15 protein-coding genes are annotated in these 16,888 nt (G+C 65.4%); 10 read left to right on the top strand and 5 right to left on the bottom strand.

The features are described from left to right. From yidC to rpmH, 4 genes are read right to left on the bottom strand one after another with little or no spacing between them, the layout of a single operon-like run. A complete protein-coding gene (gene yidC / locus F618_RS0101050; RefSeq protein ID WP_019567540.1) occupies window positions 1-1,701 on the bottom strand; it encodes a membrane protein insertase YidC in 1,701 nt (566 codons plus the stop codon). A gap of 8 nt (window positions 1,702-1,709) precedes the next feature. Further along, window positions 1,710-1,967, bottom strand: coding sequence for a membrane protein insertion efficiency factor YidD (yidD, locus tag F618_RS0101045; protein WP_018937514.1), 258 nt, complete (start codon window positions 1,965-1,967; stop codon window positions 1,710-1,712). Then, the gene (gene rnpA / locus F618_RS0101040) at window positions 1,964-2,317 is read right to left on the bottom strand and encodes a ribonuclease P protein component (RefSeq protein WP_026331104.1); all 354 of its coding nucleotides are present in this window, start codon (window positions 2,315-2,317) and stop codon (window positions 1,964-1,966) included. Before rnpA ends, yidD begins: the two co-directional genes overlap by 4 nt. A gap of 22 nt (window positions 2,318-2,339) precedes the next feature. Next, window positions 2,340-2,474, bottom strand: a complete 135-nt coding sequence (gene rpmH, locus F618_RS0101035) for a 50S ribosomal protein L34 (protein ID WP_018141118.1) — start codon at window positions 2,472-2,474, stop codon at window positions 2,340-2,342. Between the two features lie 155 nt (window positions 2,475-2,629). On the opposite strand from rpmH, the gene dnaA reads away from it, so the two are divergent. From dnaA to F618_RS0100990, 9 genes are all read left to right on the top strand, one after another. Continuing rightward, window positions 2,630-4,003, top strand: coding sequence for a chromosomal replication initiator protein DnaA (gene dnaA / locus F618_RS0101030; protein WP_018937512.1), 1,374 nt, complete (start codon window positions 2,630-2,632; stop codon window positions 4,001-4,003). A gap of 242 nt (window positions 4,004-4,245) precedes the next feature. Then, window positions 4,246-5,349, top strand: coding sequence for a DNA polymerase III subunit beta (gene dnaN, locus F618_RS0101025; protein ID WP_018937511.1), 1,104 nt, complete (start codon window positions 4,246-4,248; stop codon window positions 5,347-5,349). A gap of 13 nt (window positions 5,350-5,362) precedes the next feature. After that, window positions 5,363-6,445, top strand: a complete 1,083-nt coding sequence (locus F618_RS0101020; RefSeq protein ID WP_081620839.1) for a DNA replication/repair protein RecF — start codon at window positions 5,363-5,365, stop codon at window positions 6,443-6,445. Window positions 6,446-6,560: 115 nt separating this feature from the next. Next, window positions 6,561-8,990: a DNA topoisomerase (ATP-hydrolyzing) subunit B gene (gyrB, locus tag F618_RS0101015; protein ID WP_019567537.1), complete on the top strand. Its 2,430-nt coding sequence runs from the start codon at window positions 6,561-6,563 to the stop codon at window positions 8,988-8,990. Window positions 8,991-9,029: 39 nt separating this feature from the next. Next, window positions 9,030-9,548, top strand: a complete 519-nt coding sequence (locus tag F618_RS0101010; protein WP_019567536.1) for a hypothetical protein — start codon at window positions 9,030-9,032, stop codon at window positions 9,546-9,548. Between the two features lie 93 nt (window positions 9,549-9,641). Next, window positions 9,642-11,693 carry a M3 family metallopeptidase gene (locus tag F618_RS0101005; RefSeq protein ID WP_019567535.1) on the top strand — a complete coding sequence of 684 codons (2,052 nt, stop codon included), beginning with the start codon at window positions 9,642-9,644 and terminating at the stop codon, window positions 11,691-11,693. Next, window positions 11,690-12,457: an exodeoxyribonuclease III gene (xth, locus tag F618_RS0101000; RefSeq protein WP_019567534.1), complete on the top strand. Its 768-nt coding sequence runs from the start codon at window positions 11,690-11,692 to the stop codon at window positions 12,455-12,457. Before F618_RS0101005 ends, xth begins: the two co-directional genes overlap by 4 nt. Window positions 12,458-12,502: 45 nt before the next feature. Next, window positions 12,503-13,966 (top strand): 4-hydroxy-3-polyprenylbenzoate decarboxylase, encoded by a 1,464-nt coding sequence (ubiD, locus tag F618_RS0100995; protein WP_018950877.1) that lies wholly within the window; start codon window positions 12,503-12,505, stop codon window positions 13,964-13,966. 3 nt (window positions 13,967-13,969) lie between these two features. Next, complete coding sequence (locus tag F618_RS0100990; RefSeq protein WP_019567533.1) at window positions 13,970-14,953, top strand: alpha/beta fold hydrolase; 984 nt, start codon at window positions 13,970-13,972, stop codon at window positions 14,951-14,953. On the opposite strand, the gene F618_RS0100985 is transcribed toward F618_RS0100990, so the two are convergent. Next, entirely contained in the window at window positions 14,950-15,534 is a 585-nt protein-coding gene (locus F618_RS0100985) for a hypothetical protein (RefSeq protein WP_019563843.1), read from the bottom strand. The two genes, F618_RS0100990 and F618_RS0100985, sit on opposite strands and share 4 nt — an antisense overlap. 155 nt (window positions 15,535-15,689) lie before the next feature. Between F618_RS0100985 and F618_RS0100980 the strand changes: the two genes are divergently transcribed. After that, complete coding sequence (locus F618_RS0100980) at window positions 15,690-16,718, top strand: CDP-6-deoxy-delta-3,4-glucoseen reductase (RefSeq protein ID WP_019563842.1); 1,029 nt, start codon at window positions 15,690-15,692, stop codon at window positions 16,716-16,718. Window positions 16,719-16,888: the final 170 nt, after the last annotated feature.

The raw sequence follows: 16,888 nt of genomic DNA, 5'->3' as shown, positions 1-16,888 counted from the left end.
TCAGCTCTTCTGCTTGTCCGGGTCCTCGCCGCTCTCGATCTTGCGCGTGATGTACCACTGCTGGGCGATGGAGAACAGGTTGTTGGTGAACCAGTACAGCACCAGACCCGCCGGGAAGAAGGCGAAGAACACGGTGAACACGAACGGCAGCGCCATGAAGATCTTCTGCTGCACCGGGTCCATCGGCGGCGGGTTCAGCTTGTACTGCACGAACATCGACACGCCCATCAGGATCGGCAGAATGAAGTACGGATCGCGCGAGGACAGATCCTGCACCCACAGCCACCAGGGCGCCTGGCGCAGTTCGACACTCTCCAGCAGCACCCAGTACAGGGCGATGAACACCGGGATTTGCACCAGAATCGGGAGACAGCCACCCAGCGGGTTGATCTTCTCCTTCTTGTACAGGTCCATCAGCGCCTGGTTCATGCGCTGCTTGTCGTCCTTGTAGCGTTCCTTCAGTGCCTGCAGCTTCGGCGCGACCTTGCGCATGCGCGCCATGGAACGGTAGCTGGTCGCGGACAGCTTGAAGAAGGCCAGTTTGATCAGGATGGTCAGCAGCACGATGGCCCAGCCCCAGTTCCCGACCACGCTGTAGATCTTGTCCAGCAGCCAGAACAACGGCTTGGACAGGAAGGTGAAGATACCGTAGTCGACTGTCAGCTCCAGGCCCTGGGCAATCTGGGACAGCTCGTCCTGCAGCTTCGGACCTACCCACAAGCGGGTGGAGAACCCGCCGCTGGAGCCCGCCGGGATCTGAACGGACTCGGAATGGAGGCCAATCAGGTACTCATCGCCCACCTCACCGGGCACCGCGCGGGCGTACAGGGCGTTCACCTCGTCCTCGCCCGGGACCCAGGCCGACACGAAGTAGTGCTGGATCATCGCGACCCAGCCCCCCTGGATGCGCGCCTGGATGGGGTCGTCACGCAATGACTCGAAGCGTTCCCGCTCGTAGCTGCCATCGAAATAGGCCGCGCCAGTGAAGGTGTACAGCCACCACGACTCGCGGTCGGGGGTCGGACCGTGACGCAGCTGTCGGTACTGGCGGCCGCTCCAGGTGGAATCCGAGCGGTTGTGGACCTCGTAGTCCACTTCGATCAGATGCGAGCCACGCGTGAAGGTGTAGGTCTTGGTGACCTCGATTTCGCCATCGTCGGACGTCCAGCGCAGCGGGACCTCGAGCGTGTCCTGTTCGTCGGCGAGTTCGAAGCGGTCCTGATCGACCTGGAAGTTGGCGTGATGCGAAGGTGCGCGGGCCTCCATCGACTGGTCGTTCACCCGGTCATGGGTCAGGCCGCTCTGCGCGACATAGCCGCGCACGCGGTGGTCGAACAGTCGGACCGGCACCAGCGGATCGTCCTGCAGGTCCTGCGGGTACTGCAGCAGGTCCGCCCGCAGCAGGGTCCCGCCACGGGTATCGATCAGGATCTCGTGGGTGTCGGTGCGCACGCTGATCTGCTGGCGGTCTGGCTCCTGCAGGGTGCTGACCTGCGGCGCGTCAGCCGCCCGTGGATCCGCCTCCGATTCGAACTGCGGGGCGTCCGGCACGTCCTCCGGCCGGGCATCCGGGTCCTCGGCCGCTTGCTCGGCGCTGCGGTCCGGCTGGCTCGGGGTGCCGTAATCCTGGTTCCAGGCCTGCCACATCAGGAACAGGACAAAGGCCAGGGTGAGCCACAGAAGGGGGCGAAGGTTATCCATGAGCGCGACTACTTTGAGGGTCGGGTGCTGGGAGAAGCGGAACGCGGAGCCGGGACCGGATCATAACCGCCCGGCGACCAGGGGTGGCAGCGCAGGATGCGCCGCAGGCCCAGCCAGAAGCCGCGCAGGACCCCGTGGGTCTCGACCGCCTCGACGGTATAGGCCGAACAGGTCGGGTAATGCCGACAATGGGGCGCCATGAACGGCGAGATGCCGTACTGGTAGGCCCGGACGGGCAACAGGGCGATCTTGCGTGGCAGGCTCATTGCAGGCGTTCCAGCAGGCTGTCGATCTCGGCGCGCAGGGCGCGGCGATCCGTGGTCGCCGCGCCGCCTCGGGCCAGCACGATCATGTCGACCGGCGGCAGTGAGATCCGGCATTGGCGAAAGGCCTCTCGGACGATGCGCTTGATCCGGTTGCGGTCGGATGCATGGCGGACATGCCGCTTGCCAATCGCTAGGCCCAGGCGTGCCTCGCCAGATTCCGAATGGCGATAGAGCAGGGTCAGATCGCGACCGCGCTGGCGCCGGGCATCCTTGAAGACGCGCTGATAATCCGCACCGGTCAACAGACGGACGCGGCGCGGAAAGGTCTCGCTAGCTGGCGCCGCGGTCACGGGAGCCGGCGCGCCGCCCGGACTACGGGCAGAGGCGCTTGCGGCCCTTGGCGCGACGGGCGTTCAGGACCTTGCGACCACCACGGGTGGCCATGCGGGCCCGGAAGCCGTGCGTGCGGGCGCGAACGAGCCGGCTGGGTTGAAAAGTGCGCTTCATGAGAGTTCCCGTGACGCTTGGTTAAAGGGCGGTGAAAACTAGCGCCATCCGGACGCAAAGTCAATCTCGAGGGTCGGCAAGTCGCTGGCACCGGGTACCCCCATCGGCGTAGACTCGGTGGCTTCCAATTCCCCCGTCGCCCCGGAGACGAACGCGTGTCAGCCAATGCCCTGTGGACAGCCTGTCTGGATCGCCTGCAGGGGAAGGTCAGCGAACAGCAACTCAACACCTGGCTGCGGCCGCTGCATGCCGAAGAGTCCGAAGGCGGGCTGCGACTGCTCGCGCCGAACCAGTTTGTGTTCGAGCACGTGCGCGATCACCTGCTGGAATCGATCGAGCAGACCGTGGGCGAGCTGCAGCCGGTGGGCGGGCAGGACGGGCGCCGCGTGCGACTCGGGATTGGTGGTGCGCAGATTCCGGTCCCGCCGACCCCCAGTGGTCGCGAGTCCCGCCATGAACGCGGTGCTGCAGACAAGAGCGCCAGCACTGCGCCACGCCCGCAGGGGCCCGTGAGTAACCTGAACCCGGCCTTCACCTTCGACAGCTTCGTCGAGGGCAAGTCGAACCAGCTCGCGCGCGCAGCCAGCCTCCAGGTCGCGGAAAACCCCGGTGTGGCCTACAACCCGTTGTTCATCTATGGCGGGGTCGGGCTTGGCAAGACCCACTTGATGCATGCCATCGGTCACAGCATCCTGGCCCGGCACCCCGAAGGGCGGATCATCTATCTGCACTCCGAGCGCTTCGTGGCGGACATGATCAAGGCTCTGCAGCACAACGCGATCGACGAGTTCAAGCAGCACTATCGCTCCGCCGACGCACTGCTGATCGACGACATTCAGTTCTTTGCCGGCAAGGAGCGTTCCCAGGAGGAGTTCTTCCACACCTTCAACGCGCTGCTGGAGGGCCAGCAGCAGATCATCCTGACCTCGGATCGCTACCCGAAAGAGGTGGAGGGGCTGGAGGAACGCCTGAAGTCTCGCTTCGGCTGGGGGCTGACGATCGCGATCGAGCCGCCAGAACTGGAGACCCGAGTGGCCATCCTCCAGCGCAAGGCCGAGCAGGCGGGGATCGAGCTCCCCTCCGAGGTCGCATTCTTCATGGGCAAGCGGATCCGTTCCAACATCCGCGAACTGGAAGGCTCGCTGCGGCGGGTGATCGCCAACGCGCACTTTACCGGGAAACCGATCACCGTCGAGTTTGCCAAGGACGCGCTGCGCGACCTTCTCGCGGTACAGAACAAACTGATTACACTGGAGAATATCCAGAAGACGGTCGCGGACTACTATCGCGTGAAGGTGGCCGATCTGCTGTCGAGCCGGCGCAGCCGGTCGATTGCCCGTCCGCGGCAGATCGCGATGGCCCTGGCAAAGGAACTGACCCAGCACAGCCTGCCGGAGATCGGACAGGCCTTCGGCGGTCGCGATCACACCACGGTCATCCATGCCTGCCGGAAGGTCGCCGAACTCCGCGAGGCGGACGCCAGCCTGGACGAGGACTACTCGAATCTTCTGCGGACTCTCAGTAGCTGAAGTGGCTGTCCACTGCTCGGCAAAGCTGTGGATAAGCTGGGTGCAACTGCGGTATGGAAAGGTGGAAAACACGGACCGCGAAACTGTCCACAGGTTGGGAACAGGCTTCACAGAGGTTCGGGAGAGCCAAAAAGTGTCGACAAATAACTGAATTTAAAACGAAATTTGGGTTTCCTGCACAGGTCGACCTGCCCCTTATTACTACTATTTAAATATCTAAACACTAGATACAGGACATCGCCATGGAACTGTCTTTCAATCGCGAGACGATGACCGAAGCGCTGCAACGGATTGTGGGCGCGGCCGAAAAACGATTGACGATGCCGATCCTCGGGAATGTGCGTCTGCGACCGGACGACAACGGTGCGATCCGGATGGATACCACCGATCTCGAACTCGCCTGGCAGGCGGGTGCGGAAGGCACCATCCCGGGCGAATGCGATGTCACCGTATCGGTGCGCAAGCTGTTGGACGTCGTGAAGGCGGCCCCAGGGGACAGCGAGATTCGGGCTCGGGTGGAAGGCGAACGCATGACCGTGGGATTCGCCGGTTCGCGCTTCAGCCTGGCGACCCTGCCCGGCGCGGACTTCCCCGACTGGGAGGCGCGAGGGTCGGAGGTCGTGCTCGATGTACCCCAGAACCGGCTGCGGCGTCTGCTGGAAGCGACGATGTTTTCGATGGCGCAGCAGGACGTGCGTTACTACCTCCAGGGTTTGCTCCTGGTAGCCAGCGGGACCAGTCTGCGGGCGGTGGCGACGGACGGGCATCGCTTGGCGCTGGCCGAGGTGGAACTCGAGCACCCGGTGGAGGGGCGAGTTGAACGCATTGTCCCGCGCAAGGCCGTCGCGGAGTTGCGACGAAATCTGGCCGACGACGAATCGACGGTCCGGATCGGCTTCGGGGAAGACCAGGTCGTATTCGAACTCGGCAAAGCGGTCCTGCGCAGCAAGGTGATCGAGGGGCGCTTCCCGGACTACGAACGGGTCATCCCTTCGGATCTGCCCTCCACGTTGCGGGTCGACCGGGAAGTTCTGAAACAGGCGTTGGGCCGGGTCGCGATTGTGGCGAGTGACAAGTATCGCGGCGTACGCATGGCCCTGGGGGAGAACGGTTGCCAGGTGATGACCCACAACGCGGATCGTGAAGAGGCCCAGGAGTCGGTCGAGGCGGAATACGATGGGGGGCCAATGGAGATCGGTTTCAACCTCGGGTACCTGGCGGACGTGCTGAATGTCCTGGAGACCGAGCAGGTCCGGATCGGGCTACGTGACGGGAACTCGTCGATCCTGATTCAGGCGGAACCACCGGGCGGGGCGCGCTACGTGGTGATGCCGATGCGCCTGTAGTTCCGGGGTCTGCGTGCTGGAGTCGCTGTGGTGGCAGGGGGTCCGCAACCTTGAGGAACAGGCCTTGACGTTGGGGCCGGGAATCAATCGGCTGGTCGGCCCGAATGGTGCAGGCAAGACCTCGATACTCGAAGCAGTGCATATCCTCGCGGCTGGTCGCTCGTTTCGTACTCAGCAATTACGGCGTGTTGGGCGGAGCGGAGCCGACGGGTTGTGGATTGGGGCAGTGGTGAAGGATCCGGCCGGGGGCTCCCATCGGCTGGGGATTAGCTGGGATGGTGCGCGCCGGTCGCGGCTTGATGGCCGCTGGATGGAAGGCCACGCGGCGGTGGCCGAGTGGTTGCCGGCGCGCACGCTGCATGCGGGCTCCTTCGAATTGTTGACGGGTGGACCGGAAGAACGCAGGCGCTTGCTGGACTGGGGCTGCTTCCATGCGATCCCGGGGTACCGGGGCCAGTGGCAGCGCTGGAAGCGGGCCCATGACCAACGTAATGCCGCCTTGCGCGCGGGGGACCGCGCGGGGGCTCGCGAGTTTGAGCGACCCTGGCTGGAATTCGGCGAGGCGATCGGTGACGCGCGGCGTCGTTACGTGGAGTCCTGGCAGGCGGCGACCATGGAGGCTGCCCGGCAGTTCGGATTCGGCGAGCGGTTAGCCGATTTGAACTTGAATCCGCGGATGGGCTGGGACCGGGAAAGGAGCCTGAGCGAGGCGCTGGAGCGTAGTCGGGAGGGCGACGAAGAACGGGGCTTCGCGCAGGCGGGGCCGCAGCGGGCCGACATTGATTTGCGGCTATCGGGTCGTCTCGCCGCCGAGGCCTCCCGGGGCGAGCAAAAGCGATTGGTTACGGCTCTCGTGGGCGGGCAGGCATGGATGCTCGAGGCCGAGACCGGGCGGGCGCCGGTGATGTTGCTGGACGATGTAGTGTCGGAGCTGGATCGCGAGGCAGTGGAGGGGTTGATGTCCGGGTTGTGTGCGTCGGGCTGGCAGATCCTGGTGACCGCTGTGGGAGATGACATCCCGGGGCTGGCAGGGGATACCGCAGGGCAATTGTTCCACGTGAAACATGGTCGCGTAACACCCGAATCCCCAGCCTGATGCGCCCCGGCCTTGGGTCTCGTCGCCCTCCTGGACCCCCGCACCTGACCTCACCGGTGCCCCCCGCCTTTGCGCTATACTGGCGTGTCTGCAACTGGCCGGATGACTGACCCGCATGTCCGAAACTGAAGCCCAAGATCCCTCCGTCTACGATTCCTCTCAGATCCGCGTCCTCAAGGGCCTGGATGCCGTTCGCAAGCGACCGGGCATGTACATCGGTGACACCGATGACGGTACAGGCCTGCACCACATGGTCTTCGAGGTGGTCGATAACTCGATCGACGAGGCGCTAGCGGGTCACTGCGACAGTATTGAGGTCACGATCCACGAGGACAATGCGGTCTCCGTTACGGACAACGGTCGCGGCATTCCCGTGGATATCCACGAAGAAGAGGGTATGTCGGCCGCCGAGGTCATCCTCACGGTCCTGCACGCAGGCGGGAAGTTCGACAATAACTCCTACAAGGTCTCCGGCGGCCTGCACGGCGTGGGTGTCTCGGTGGTGAATGCCCTGTCGGAAGAGCTCCGCCTGGAGATCCACCGGGATGGTCAGCGCCACGAACAGATCTATCACCTCGGCGTCCCGCATGCGCCGCTGGCGGTGACCGGCACCACGGAGCGCAACGGAACGAAGATCTGGTTTCGCCCCAGCCCGACCATCTTCACCGACATCAATTTTCACTACGAGATCCTCGCCAAGCGCCTGCGGGAGCTGTCGTTCCTCAACTCGGGCGTGCGCATCACGCTGCGCGACCACCGGGACAACCGCGAGGAGACCTTTGTCTTCGAAGGTGGTATCCGTGCCTTCGTCGAACACCTGAACCAGAAGAAAACCGCGCTGCATCCCACGGTCGTCTACGCGGACCAGATGCGCGAGGACTACGCAGTCGAAATCGCCCTGCAGTGGAATGACTCCTACCAGGAAAACATCTTCTGCTACACCAACAACATTCCGCAGCGCGACGGTGGCTCGCACATGGCGGGCTTTCGCGCCGCGCTGACGCGCACGATCAATCAGTACCTGGAGAACGAGGGCCTGATCAAGAAGGCCAAGGTCGCCACGGCGGGCGACGATATGCGCGAAGGCCTCACGGCCGTGCTCTCGGTCAAGGTGCCGGACCCCAAGTTCTCGTCGCAGACCAAGGACAAGCTGGTTTCCTCCGAGGTCAAGCCGATCGTTGAAAGCGTACTGTCGGACGCCCTCAACAACTTCCTGCTGGAACACCCGCAGGAAGCCAAGGCCATCACCGAGAAGGTGCTGGATGCCGCGCGAGCGCGCGAGGCCGCCCGCAAGGCGCGTGAGGTCACCCGCCGCAAGGGGGCGCTGGATATCGCCGGTCTGCCGGGCAAGCTGGCCGACTGTCAGGAGAAGGACCCGGCTCAGTCCGAGCTCTACCTGGTCGAGGGTGACTCCGCCGGAGGTTCGGCCAAGCAGGGCCGTGACCGCCATTTCCAGGCGATCCTGCCGCTCAAGGGCAAGATCCTGAATGTCGAGCGGGCGCGCTTTGACCGTATGCTGGGTTCGGCCGAGGTGGGCACGCTCATCACGGCGCTCGGCTGCGGTATTGGCAAGGAAGAGTACGATCCGGACAAGCTGCGTTATCACCGCATTATCATCATGACTGACGCGGACGTGGACGGCTCCCATATCCGTACCCTGCTTCTGACCTTCTTCTTCCGCCAGATGCCGGAACTGATCGAGCGCGGCCACGTGTATATCGCGCAGCCGCCGCTGTACAAGATCAAGCGTGGCAAGCGCGAGCAGTATGTGCGCGACGAGGCCGAAATGGGCGAGATCGTGATCTCCCTCGCCCTGGACGGCGCTGCGCTCTATCCCAGCCCGGATGCACCTCCGATTACCGGCGAAGCCTTCGAAGACCTGGTGAAGGGCTATCAAAAGGCCGCGCGCGCCGTGCAGCGCCTGGGCCGGATGTACGACTCGCGCATCCTCTGGGCGATGCTCGAGGCCGACGCGATCCCCGAGCCCCGAAGCGTGACCAACGCAGCGGTTCAGGCGTGGTTTGCCCGCATCCTGGAGAATCTGTCCAGCGACAAGGCGGGTGCAACCCGCTACAGCCTGGGGCCGGTGACCCAGCATGAAGGCACGGCACAGCTGAGCCTGGACCGCATCGAACACGGCGCCGCCCTGTCGCAGTACATCACCGATGACACCCTGGCTTCGCGTGATTTTCAGGCGGTACTCGACCTGTCCGCCCGTCTTAACGCCCTTCTCGACGAAGGTGCGTACATGAAGCGCGGGGAACGCGTCCACGTGATCGAGGGCTTTTCCGAAGCCATGGAATGGCTCCTGCAGGAAGGCCGCCGCGGGCTGGCAACCCAGCGCTACAAGGGCCTAGGCGAGATGAATCCCGACCAGCTTTGGGACACCACCATGAACCCCGAATCCCGCCGCCTGCTCCAGGTCCGGGTCGAAGATGCCATCCGTGCCGACGAAATCTTCACCACCCTGATGGGCGATCAGGTCGAGCCGCGTCGCGAATTTATCGAGTCGCGAGCCCTCAGTGCCGAGAACGTCGATATCTGACGTACTCGCTGCCACGGTACGACGAATCCCGCCGGCACCATGCAGGTCCTGGCCGCACTCCTGGTCCTGGTGATTCTGGCGCTGGTCGCGTTTCGCCTGTACACCCATCTTGCGGTCCATGAACGCCGCGTCGTCGCGGCCTGGGATCGACTCGATACCCTGCTCACCCAGCGCAATGGCCTGCTGGAGCGGGCTTGTTCCGCGACCCGGGCCGATCCGCCCCTGGACCTGCGGGCGCTCCAACAGCTGGTCCAGGAACAGGAGCGAGCGCGACGCTGCGGTGATCTTCCTGGTCTGGCCCGGGGCGAACGCGCCATCCGCGCCGAATGGGACCATATACGAACACAAATCCTTGATAAAGATAGCAATTTATCGGTTTCGCCCGATCGACTGCCCCCTCGCGTAGCGGCACTGGACCAAGCAATTACGGAGGCCCTCAGCCGCTACAATGCTGCTGTGGATGCCTATGCCGGGCTGCGCTGCCAGTGGGCCTACGGACTCCTCGCCCGCCTCGCTGGCCATGCCGTCTTTCACCCCGTTCGCCCGCCGAGCCCGTAAGCTTCGCCCCGACGACCCCGTTGCCGGGAACACCCTGCCGGGCTTTCTGTCCGAATGGCATAATCCACTGCTGGCCCGACCCCTGGAGATACCGTGTCCAACCCCTTGCTGCAGACCGACCGGCTGCCCGCCTTTCGTGCCATCGAGCCCCAACATGTCCTGCCCGCGGTGGAAACCGTCCTGGTGGAGAATCGCGCGGAGATTGATCGGCTGGTCGCGGCCGTCGGGGATCAACCGACCTGGGCCACGCTGATCCAGCCGTTGCAGGCGCTGGACACGCGCCTGGATGCCGTCTGGTCCCCGGTGGGTCACCTCAATGCGGTCATGAACGGTCCCGAGATTCGCGAGGCATACAACGCCAGCCTTCCCCTGTTGTCGGATTACGGCAGCTGGGTTTCGCAGCATCAGGGCCTGTACCGGGCGGTCCGTCGCCTGGCAGACAGTGAAGAGTACGCGCAGCTTTCGCCCCAGCGGCGCAAGGTGCTGGATGACATGCTGCGTGATTTCCATCTGAGCGGCGTCGATCTCCCCGAGGCCGAGCGCGAACGCCTGCGCGCCATCAACGCCCGCCTTTCGGAGCTGACTGCACGTTTCGAAGAGAACGTGCTGGACGCCACTCAGGCCTGGACCTGGCAGACCGATGATGCGGCCGCGCTCGCCGGCATCTCCGAGTCCGATCGGGCCATGCTCGCGCAGAACGCTCGCGATCACGACCAGACGGGTTTTGTCGTGACCCTGGATATCCCCAGCTACCTCGCAGTCATGACCCACGCCGAGGATCGCGACCTGCGTTTCCGTGTGTACGAGGCCTTCACGACGCGTGCGTCTGACCTCGGGCCCGGCGCCGGCAATCACGACAACAGCGAGATCATGGTCGAGATCCTCCAGTTGCGGGAGGAGAAGGCGCATCTGACGGGCTTTCGCCACTACGCCGAGCGTTCGCTCGCGACCAAGATGGCCGATAGCGCCGAGCAGGTCGAAGGCTTCCTCCAGGATCTGGCGCACCGCGCGCGCCCCCGGGCCGAGCGCGACCTGGACGAGTTGCGCGCCTTTGCCCGCGACGAGCTCGACCTAGGAACCCTGGAGGCCTGGGACATGGCCTTCGCGGCCGAGAAGATGCGTGAGCGGCGCCTGGGTCTCAGCCAGGAGATGTTGAAGCCCTACTTCCCCGCTGACCGCGCAGTCAACGGCTTGTTCGGTCTGGTCCAGCGGCTGTTCCAGGTCCGCTTCGAGCCCGACGACAGCATCGAGACCTGGCACGACGACGTCCGGTTCTATCGCATCTTTGACGCGAATGGTACCGAACGCGCTGGCTTTTACTTCGATCTCTACGCCCGCAAGAACAAGCGCGGCGGCGCCTGGATGGATGTCTGCCGCAACCGTTTCATCTCCGAGGACCGCGCCCAGCTGCCGGTCGCCTACATGACCTGCAACTCCACCCCGCCGGTGGACGGCAAGGCGGCCCTTTTCACTCATGACGAAGTGATTACGCTGTTCCATGAGTTCGGTCACGGCCTGCATCACATGCTGACCCGGGTGGACGAACCCGATATCGCCGGCATCAACGGCGTGGAATGGGATGCGGTCGAACTGCCCAGTCAGTTCATGGAGAACTGGTGCTGGGAACGCGAGGCGCTGGATCTGTTCGCGCGCCATCACGAGACCGGCGAGGCGATGCCCGAGGACCTGTTCCAGCGCCTGCAGGGCACCCGCCATTTCCACGCGGCGTTACAGCTATTGCGCCAGGTCGAGTTCTCCCTCTTCGACATGCGCCTGCATGCCGGGCCCGCCCCTGCGAAGGCCGCGGACATCCAGCAGCTCCTGGAGACCGTGCGTCAGGAGATCGCGGTGGTCCATCCGCCGGCGTTCAATCGCTTCGCCCACGGCTTCGGCCACATCTTCGCCGGCGGCTACGCCGCGGGGTACTACAGCTACAAGTGGGCCGAGGTCCTGTCGGCTGACGCATTCGGGCGCTTCGAAGAGGAAGGTCTGTTTTCGTCCGAGGTGGGGGCGGCCTACCTGCGCGAGATTCTCGAGGCCGGCGCCTCGCGCCCGGCCGCGGATTCCTTCCGTGCCTTCCGCGGGCGCGATCCGCAGATCGACGCCCTGTTGCGCCATAGCGGCTTGGAGGAGAAAGCCGCGTGAAGATCGCCAGCTGGAACGTCAATTCGCTCAAGGTGCGTCTGCCGCAGGTCCTCGATTGGCTGGGGAGCTCGCGGACCGACGTCCTGGCCCTGCAGGAGACCAAGCTGACCGACGAGAACTTTCCGGCGGCGGCCATCCGCGATGCGGGCTATCAGGTCGTGTTCTCCGGGCAGAAGACCTACAACGGCGTGGCCATCATCTCCCGCACCGAGGCCACCGACGTGGTCACCGACCCGCCCGGGCTCGAGGACGCCCAGCGCCGTATCCTCGCCGCCACCATCGGCGAGGTTCGCGTGGTCAACCTGTATGTCGTGAACGGCGAGAACGTCGGAACCGAGAAATACGCCTACAAGCTGGACTGGCTGGCGCGGCTGCACGCCTGGCTGGCCGCCGAGATTGCGCAGCACCCGAATCTCGTGGTCCTCGGTGACTTCAACATCGCCCCGGATGATCGCGACGTGCACGACCCCGAGGCCTGGCACGAGCGCATCCTGTGCTCCACGCCGGAACGCGAGGCCCTGGCCGCGCTGACCGATCTCGGCCTCACGGATACCTTCCGCACCTTCGAGCAGCCCGCGGAGGAGTATTCCTGGTTCGATTATCGGGCTGCGTCCTTCCGTCGCAATCGGGGCCTGCGCATCGACCTGGTCCTCGCCAGCGCTCCCTTGCAGGCCCGTCTACAGGCCGCGGGCATTGACCGCGAACCGCGTGCCTGGGAGCGTCCGTCCGACCATGCGCCGGTCTGGGCGGAATTCTCCGCCTAACCCCGGCCCGGGTCGCACCAACCGGCCATTCCCGAGGGAGACCCCGTGAAGTACAAGGATCTGCGCGATTTCATTGATGGCCTCGAACAGCGCGGCGAGCTGCGCCGCATCACCCGCGAGGTGGACCCGAACCTGGAGATGACCGAGATCGCCGACCGCGTCCTGCGCGCCGGCGGCCCGGCCCTGCTGTTCGAAAACCCTACCGGCTCCGACATCCCGGTGCTCGCCAACCTGTTTGGTACCCCGGAGCGGGTGGCCATGGGCATGGGCGAGGACTCGGTCGAAGCCCTGCGCGAGGTCGGGCGCCTGCTCGCCTTCCTCAAGCAGCCGGACCCACCCAAGGGGCTCAAGGCCGCCTGGGAACAGCTGCCGATCTTTCGCAAGGTGCTGGACATGGCGCCCAAGAAGATCCGCGGGGCGCCCTGCCAGCGCCATGTGCTGGAAGGCGATGCGGTTGATCTCGACCAACTCCCGGTCCAGACCTGCTGGCCGGAAGACGCCGGCCCCCTGATTACCTGGGGCCTGGTGGTCACCCGTGGCCCGGAGAAGTCGCGTCAGAACCTCGGGATCTATCGCCAGCAGGTCATTGGGCGCAATCGCGTGATCATGCGCTGGCTGTCCCATCGTGGCGGGGCCCTCGATTTTCGCGAGTGGTGCCAGGCCCACCCCGGCGAGCCGTTTCCCATCGCGGTCGCCCTGGGTGCCGATCCGGCCACCATCCTCGGCGCCGTGACCCCGGTGCCGGACACCCTGTCCGAATATGCCTTCGCCGGATTGCTGCGTGGCAGTCGAACCGAGGTCACCCGCTGCATCGGTTCCGACCTGGAGGTCCCGGCCTCCGCCGAGTTCGTGCTCGAGGGGCACATCCACCCGGGCGACACCGCGCCGGAAGGTCCGTTCGGGGACCACACGGGTTACTACAACGAGGTGGACGAATTCCCGGTCTTCACCATCGACCGCATCACCCATCGTGATCAGCCGATCTACCATTCCACCTACACCGGTCGCCCGCCGGATGAGCCCGCCGTGCTCGGGGTGGCCCTGAACGAGGTGTTCATTCCCATCCTGCAGAAGCAGTTCCCGGAGATCGTGGACTTCTACCTGCCGCCCGAGGGTTGTTCCTACCGTCTGGCCGTCGTCTCCATGCGCAAGCAGTACCCGGGCCACGCCAAGCGCGTGATGATGGGGGTGTGGTCCTTCCTGCGTCAGTTCATGTACACCAAGTTCGTGATTGTGGTCGACGACGACGTGAACACCCGGGACTGGAATGACGTGATCTGGGCACTCACCACGCGCATGGATCCGGCCCGCGACACCACCCTCGTGGAAAACACCCCCATCGACTATCTCGACTTTGCCTCGCCGGTCTCGGGTCTAGGGTCCAAGATGGGCATGGACGCGACCTCCAAATGGCCGGGCGAGACCGATCGCGAGTGGGGCCGGCCGATCGCCATGGACGAGGCGGTCAAGCGCCGCGTGGACGAGATCTGGGATGAACTGGGGATATGAGGCGTGACGCGCCGCCGAATCCCGGGCGCGGTCGGGCTCCTGGCTGTACTGCTGCTGGCTTTGACCGCCTGTGCGGCCGCCCCGGAGCGTGAAACCGTGCGCGCGGCGGGGACCCCAGTGAAGGAAGCTCCCGCGGGCGCAGCGATTGCCCCCGATCGCGTCCGCCGCTGGTCGGCCGCAGAACCCGTCGCCGTGGTGATCGCCCTGCACAGCTTCCGCGATCACGCCGGTGCCTATGACGCCCTGGGCCCCTGGCTGGCCGATCGCGGCTACAGTGTCCAGGCGCTGGATCAGCGCGGCCATGGCACGAGCGAGCCGCACGGCCGCTGGCCGGGTGCCGAACCCCTGATCAGCGACGTGGCTGCGATGGTCCGCGCGGCGCAAGCGGAGGACCCCGAACGGCCGATCTTCCTGCTGGGCGAGAGCATGGGCGGCTCCGCCGCGCTAGCGAGCCTCGCCACCCACCCCGAGCTGGAGGTCGCCGGGGTGATGGCTGTCGCCCCGGGCCTGCGTGGCGGGATCCCCGCGCGCGGTTTCTGGGATGCTGCCGTACGCACCGGCGAGGTCCTCGCCGGCGGGCTCACGCTGACCATCGACCCCGACTACTCCGACAGCCTTGCACCCGACGCGGTCGAACGCTTCTCCAAGGACCCACGCATCATCCGCCGTGTGCGCATGGATACCTATGCCGGCGTGGTCTGGCTGGCCCAGTACGCCACGGATCATATCGGCCACGTCACAGCCCCGGTGGTGTACCTGTGGGGCGAGCAGGACGGGACGATCCAGCGCGAGTCGGTCTGCATGGCCGCCCGCGCCCATCCTCGGGGCCAGGCCGAGGTCTGGACCGACCCCGAATGGCCGCATCTCATTCTGCACGCCCCCGACTGGCAGACCACGGCGATCCGCCTGGTCGACTGGATGCAGCGGTTGGCAGGCGAGGAGGTCGGCGCCCGCACGGCGCGAAGGCCCGACCCCTGCGACGATTAGTCGCCCAGGTGGGCACCGTCCTCCGGCGCCGCCGACCAGGCCGCGATGTCACGGCCCATCACCTGCACGGTACGCCCCAGCACCGAACATGAGCCCTTGAAGCCGCCGAACGCGCCGCCGCCCGAGAAACGCCGCGAGGTAAAGCTGGCCTGCTCCTCCCCGTCCGCGTACAGCGTTCCCGCTGCCTCGGTTACCTTGCGGTGGCCGACCCAGGCATTGCCACCGCTGACCGCGTCGGTCAGCTCGACCATCAGCACCTGGCCACCGGACGCTGGATCGAGATCCTGGCTACGCTGGAAGCGGATGCCCTGATCGGCCCCGTAGTGCTCGATGAACTCGGAGAACTGTTCCTCCAGGTTGCACTCCTGGCGGATGTTGTTGGCGATGGTGGCATCGGCGCTGTAGGGCACCGCGTGCGCAACCCGGATCATTGGCGCATCCGCCGCGACCTCGACGGTAGCGGCCGGCGTGTCCGTCGGCGTGGCCGCCGCATCCCCGGAATCGGTGGACCGGGTCTCGTTCGAGGCGCAGCCGCTTGCAAGCAGCAGCCCGGCCCCGGCGGCAATCAGTAGATGACGCATGGCATTCCCTTGTCGTTTTTATGGTTCGGTCCCGATTCTGCCGAACCCGTCCGCGCGAGGGAACCCCTACGCCGACGACCCGGCCGGACTGCGGTTGCTTGCGTTCGGGGCGGCAGCGGCGAGAATAACGGCCTTTCCGCGACCGAGGGTTTCCGATGGCGTTCGATGTCACCATTCAGCCCAGTGGCCATGTATTCGAGGTCGAAGACGACGAGACCGTCCTCGAGGCCGGCCTGCGCCAGGGCTTCGCCTTTCCTTACGGCTGCCGCAATGGCGCCTGTGGCTCCTGCAAGGGGCGGGTGCTGCAGGGCGAGGTTGATCACGGGCCGAACAAGCCACCAGGCATCAGCGAGGCGGAACTGGCCGACGGCATGGCCTTGTTCTGCCAGGCGGTCCCGGTGGACGACCTCGAGATCGAGGTGAAAGAGATCGGCGCGGCCAGGGACATCGTGGTCAAGACCCTGCCGTGTCGCGTGGCGGCCCTGAACCGCCTGGCCGACGACGTGATGGAGCTGCGTCTGCAGCTCCCGGCCGCCGAACGCCTCCAGTTCCTCGCAGGGCAGTACCTGGACATCCTGCTCAAGGGGGGCGAGCGCCGCAGCTATTCCCTGGCCAACGCCCCGCACGATGACGCGCAGCTGTCCCTGCATGTCCGGCACATGCCGGGCGGGCGTTTCTCCACCATGGTGTTCGAGGAGCTCAAGCCCAAGGCGCTGCTGCGTATCGAGGGGCCGCTGGGCAGCTTTTTCGTCGACGAGGAATCCCCGCGCCCGCGCCTGTTCGTTGGTGGGGGCACCGGTTTTGGTCCGTTGAAAGGCATGCTGGACCATCTGGCCGCCGAAGGACTGGATCGACCGCACCACCTGTTCTGGGGCGCCCGCGGCGCCGATGGCATCTATGCCCCGGACTGGCTGCAGCAGATGGCCGCCGAGCACGCCGGACCGTTCCGTTTCACGCCGGTGCTGTCGGATGCCCCGGCCGAGACCGCCGCCGGCTTTGCCGCCGTCAGCGGCTGGCCTCAAGATGCGGTGCTGTCGGAGTACCCGGACCTGTCCGGCTTTGATGTCTACATGGCCGGGCCACCGGCGATGATCCACGCCGCGCGCGAGGCCTTCCAGGCGGCCGGTCTGCCGCCGGAGCAGCTGTACTACGACAGCTTCGAACCGGCCACCCCGGCCGAGTAACACCGCGGCGCCCGCGTCGCTTATTCACCACGAAGGGCGCGAAGACACGAAGAAAGGCAAGGTCACAATCGGTTGAACCACAGAGGAGACTGAGGTCACGGAGAAAACCGGGGATGGCGTCATAAGGACGGTAGGATGCGGATGAGCGCAGCGAATCGCATCAGTCCCTC

Origin of the sequence: Thioalkalivibrio sp. ALMg13-2, assembly GCF_000381185.1 — a bacterium.
Lineage (GTDB): Bacteria > Pseudomonadota > Gammaproteobacteria > Ectothiorhodospirales > Ectothiorhodospiraceae > Thioalkalivibrio > Thioalkalivibrio versutus.
This window is presented reverse-complemented; position numbering and strand designations above follow the sequence as displayed.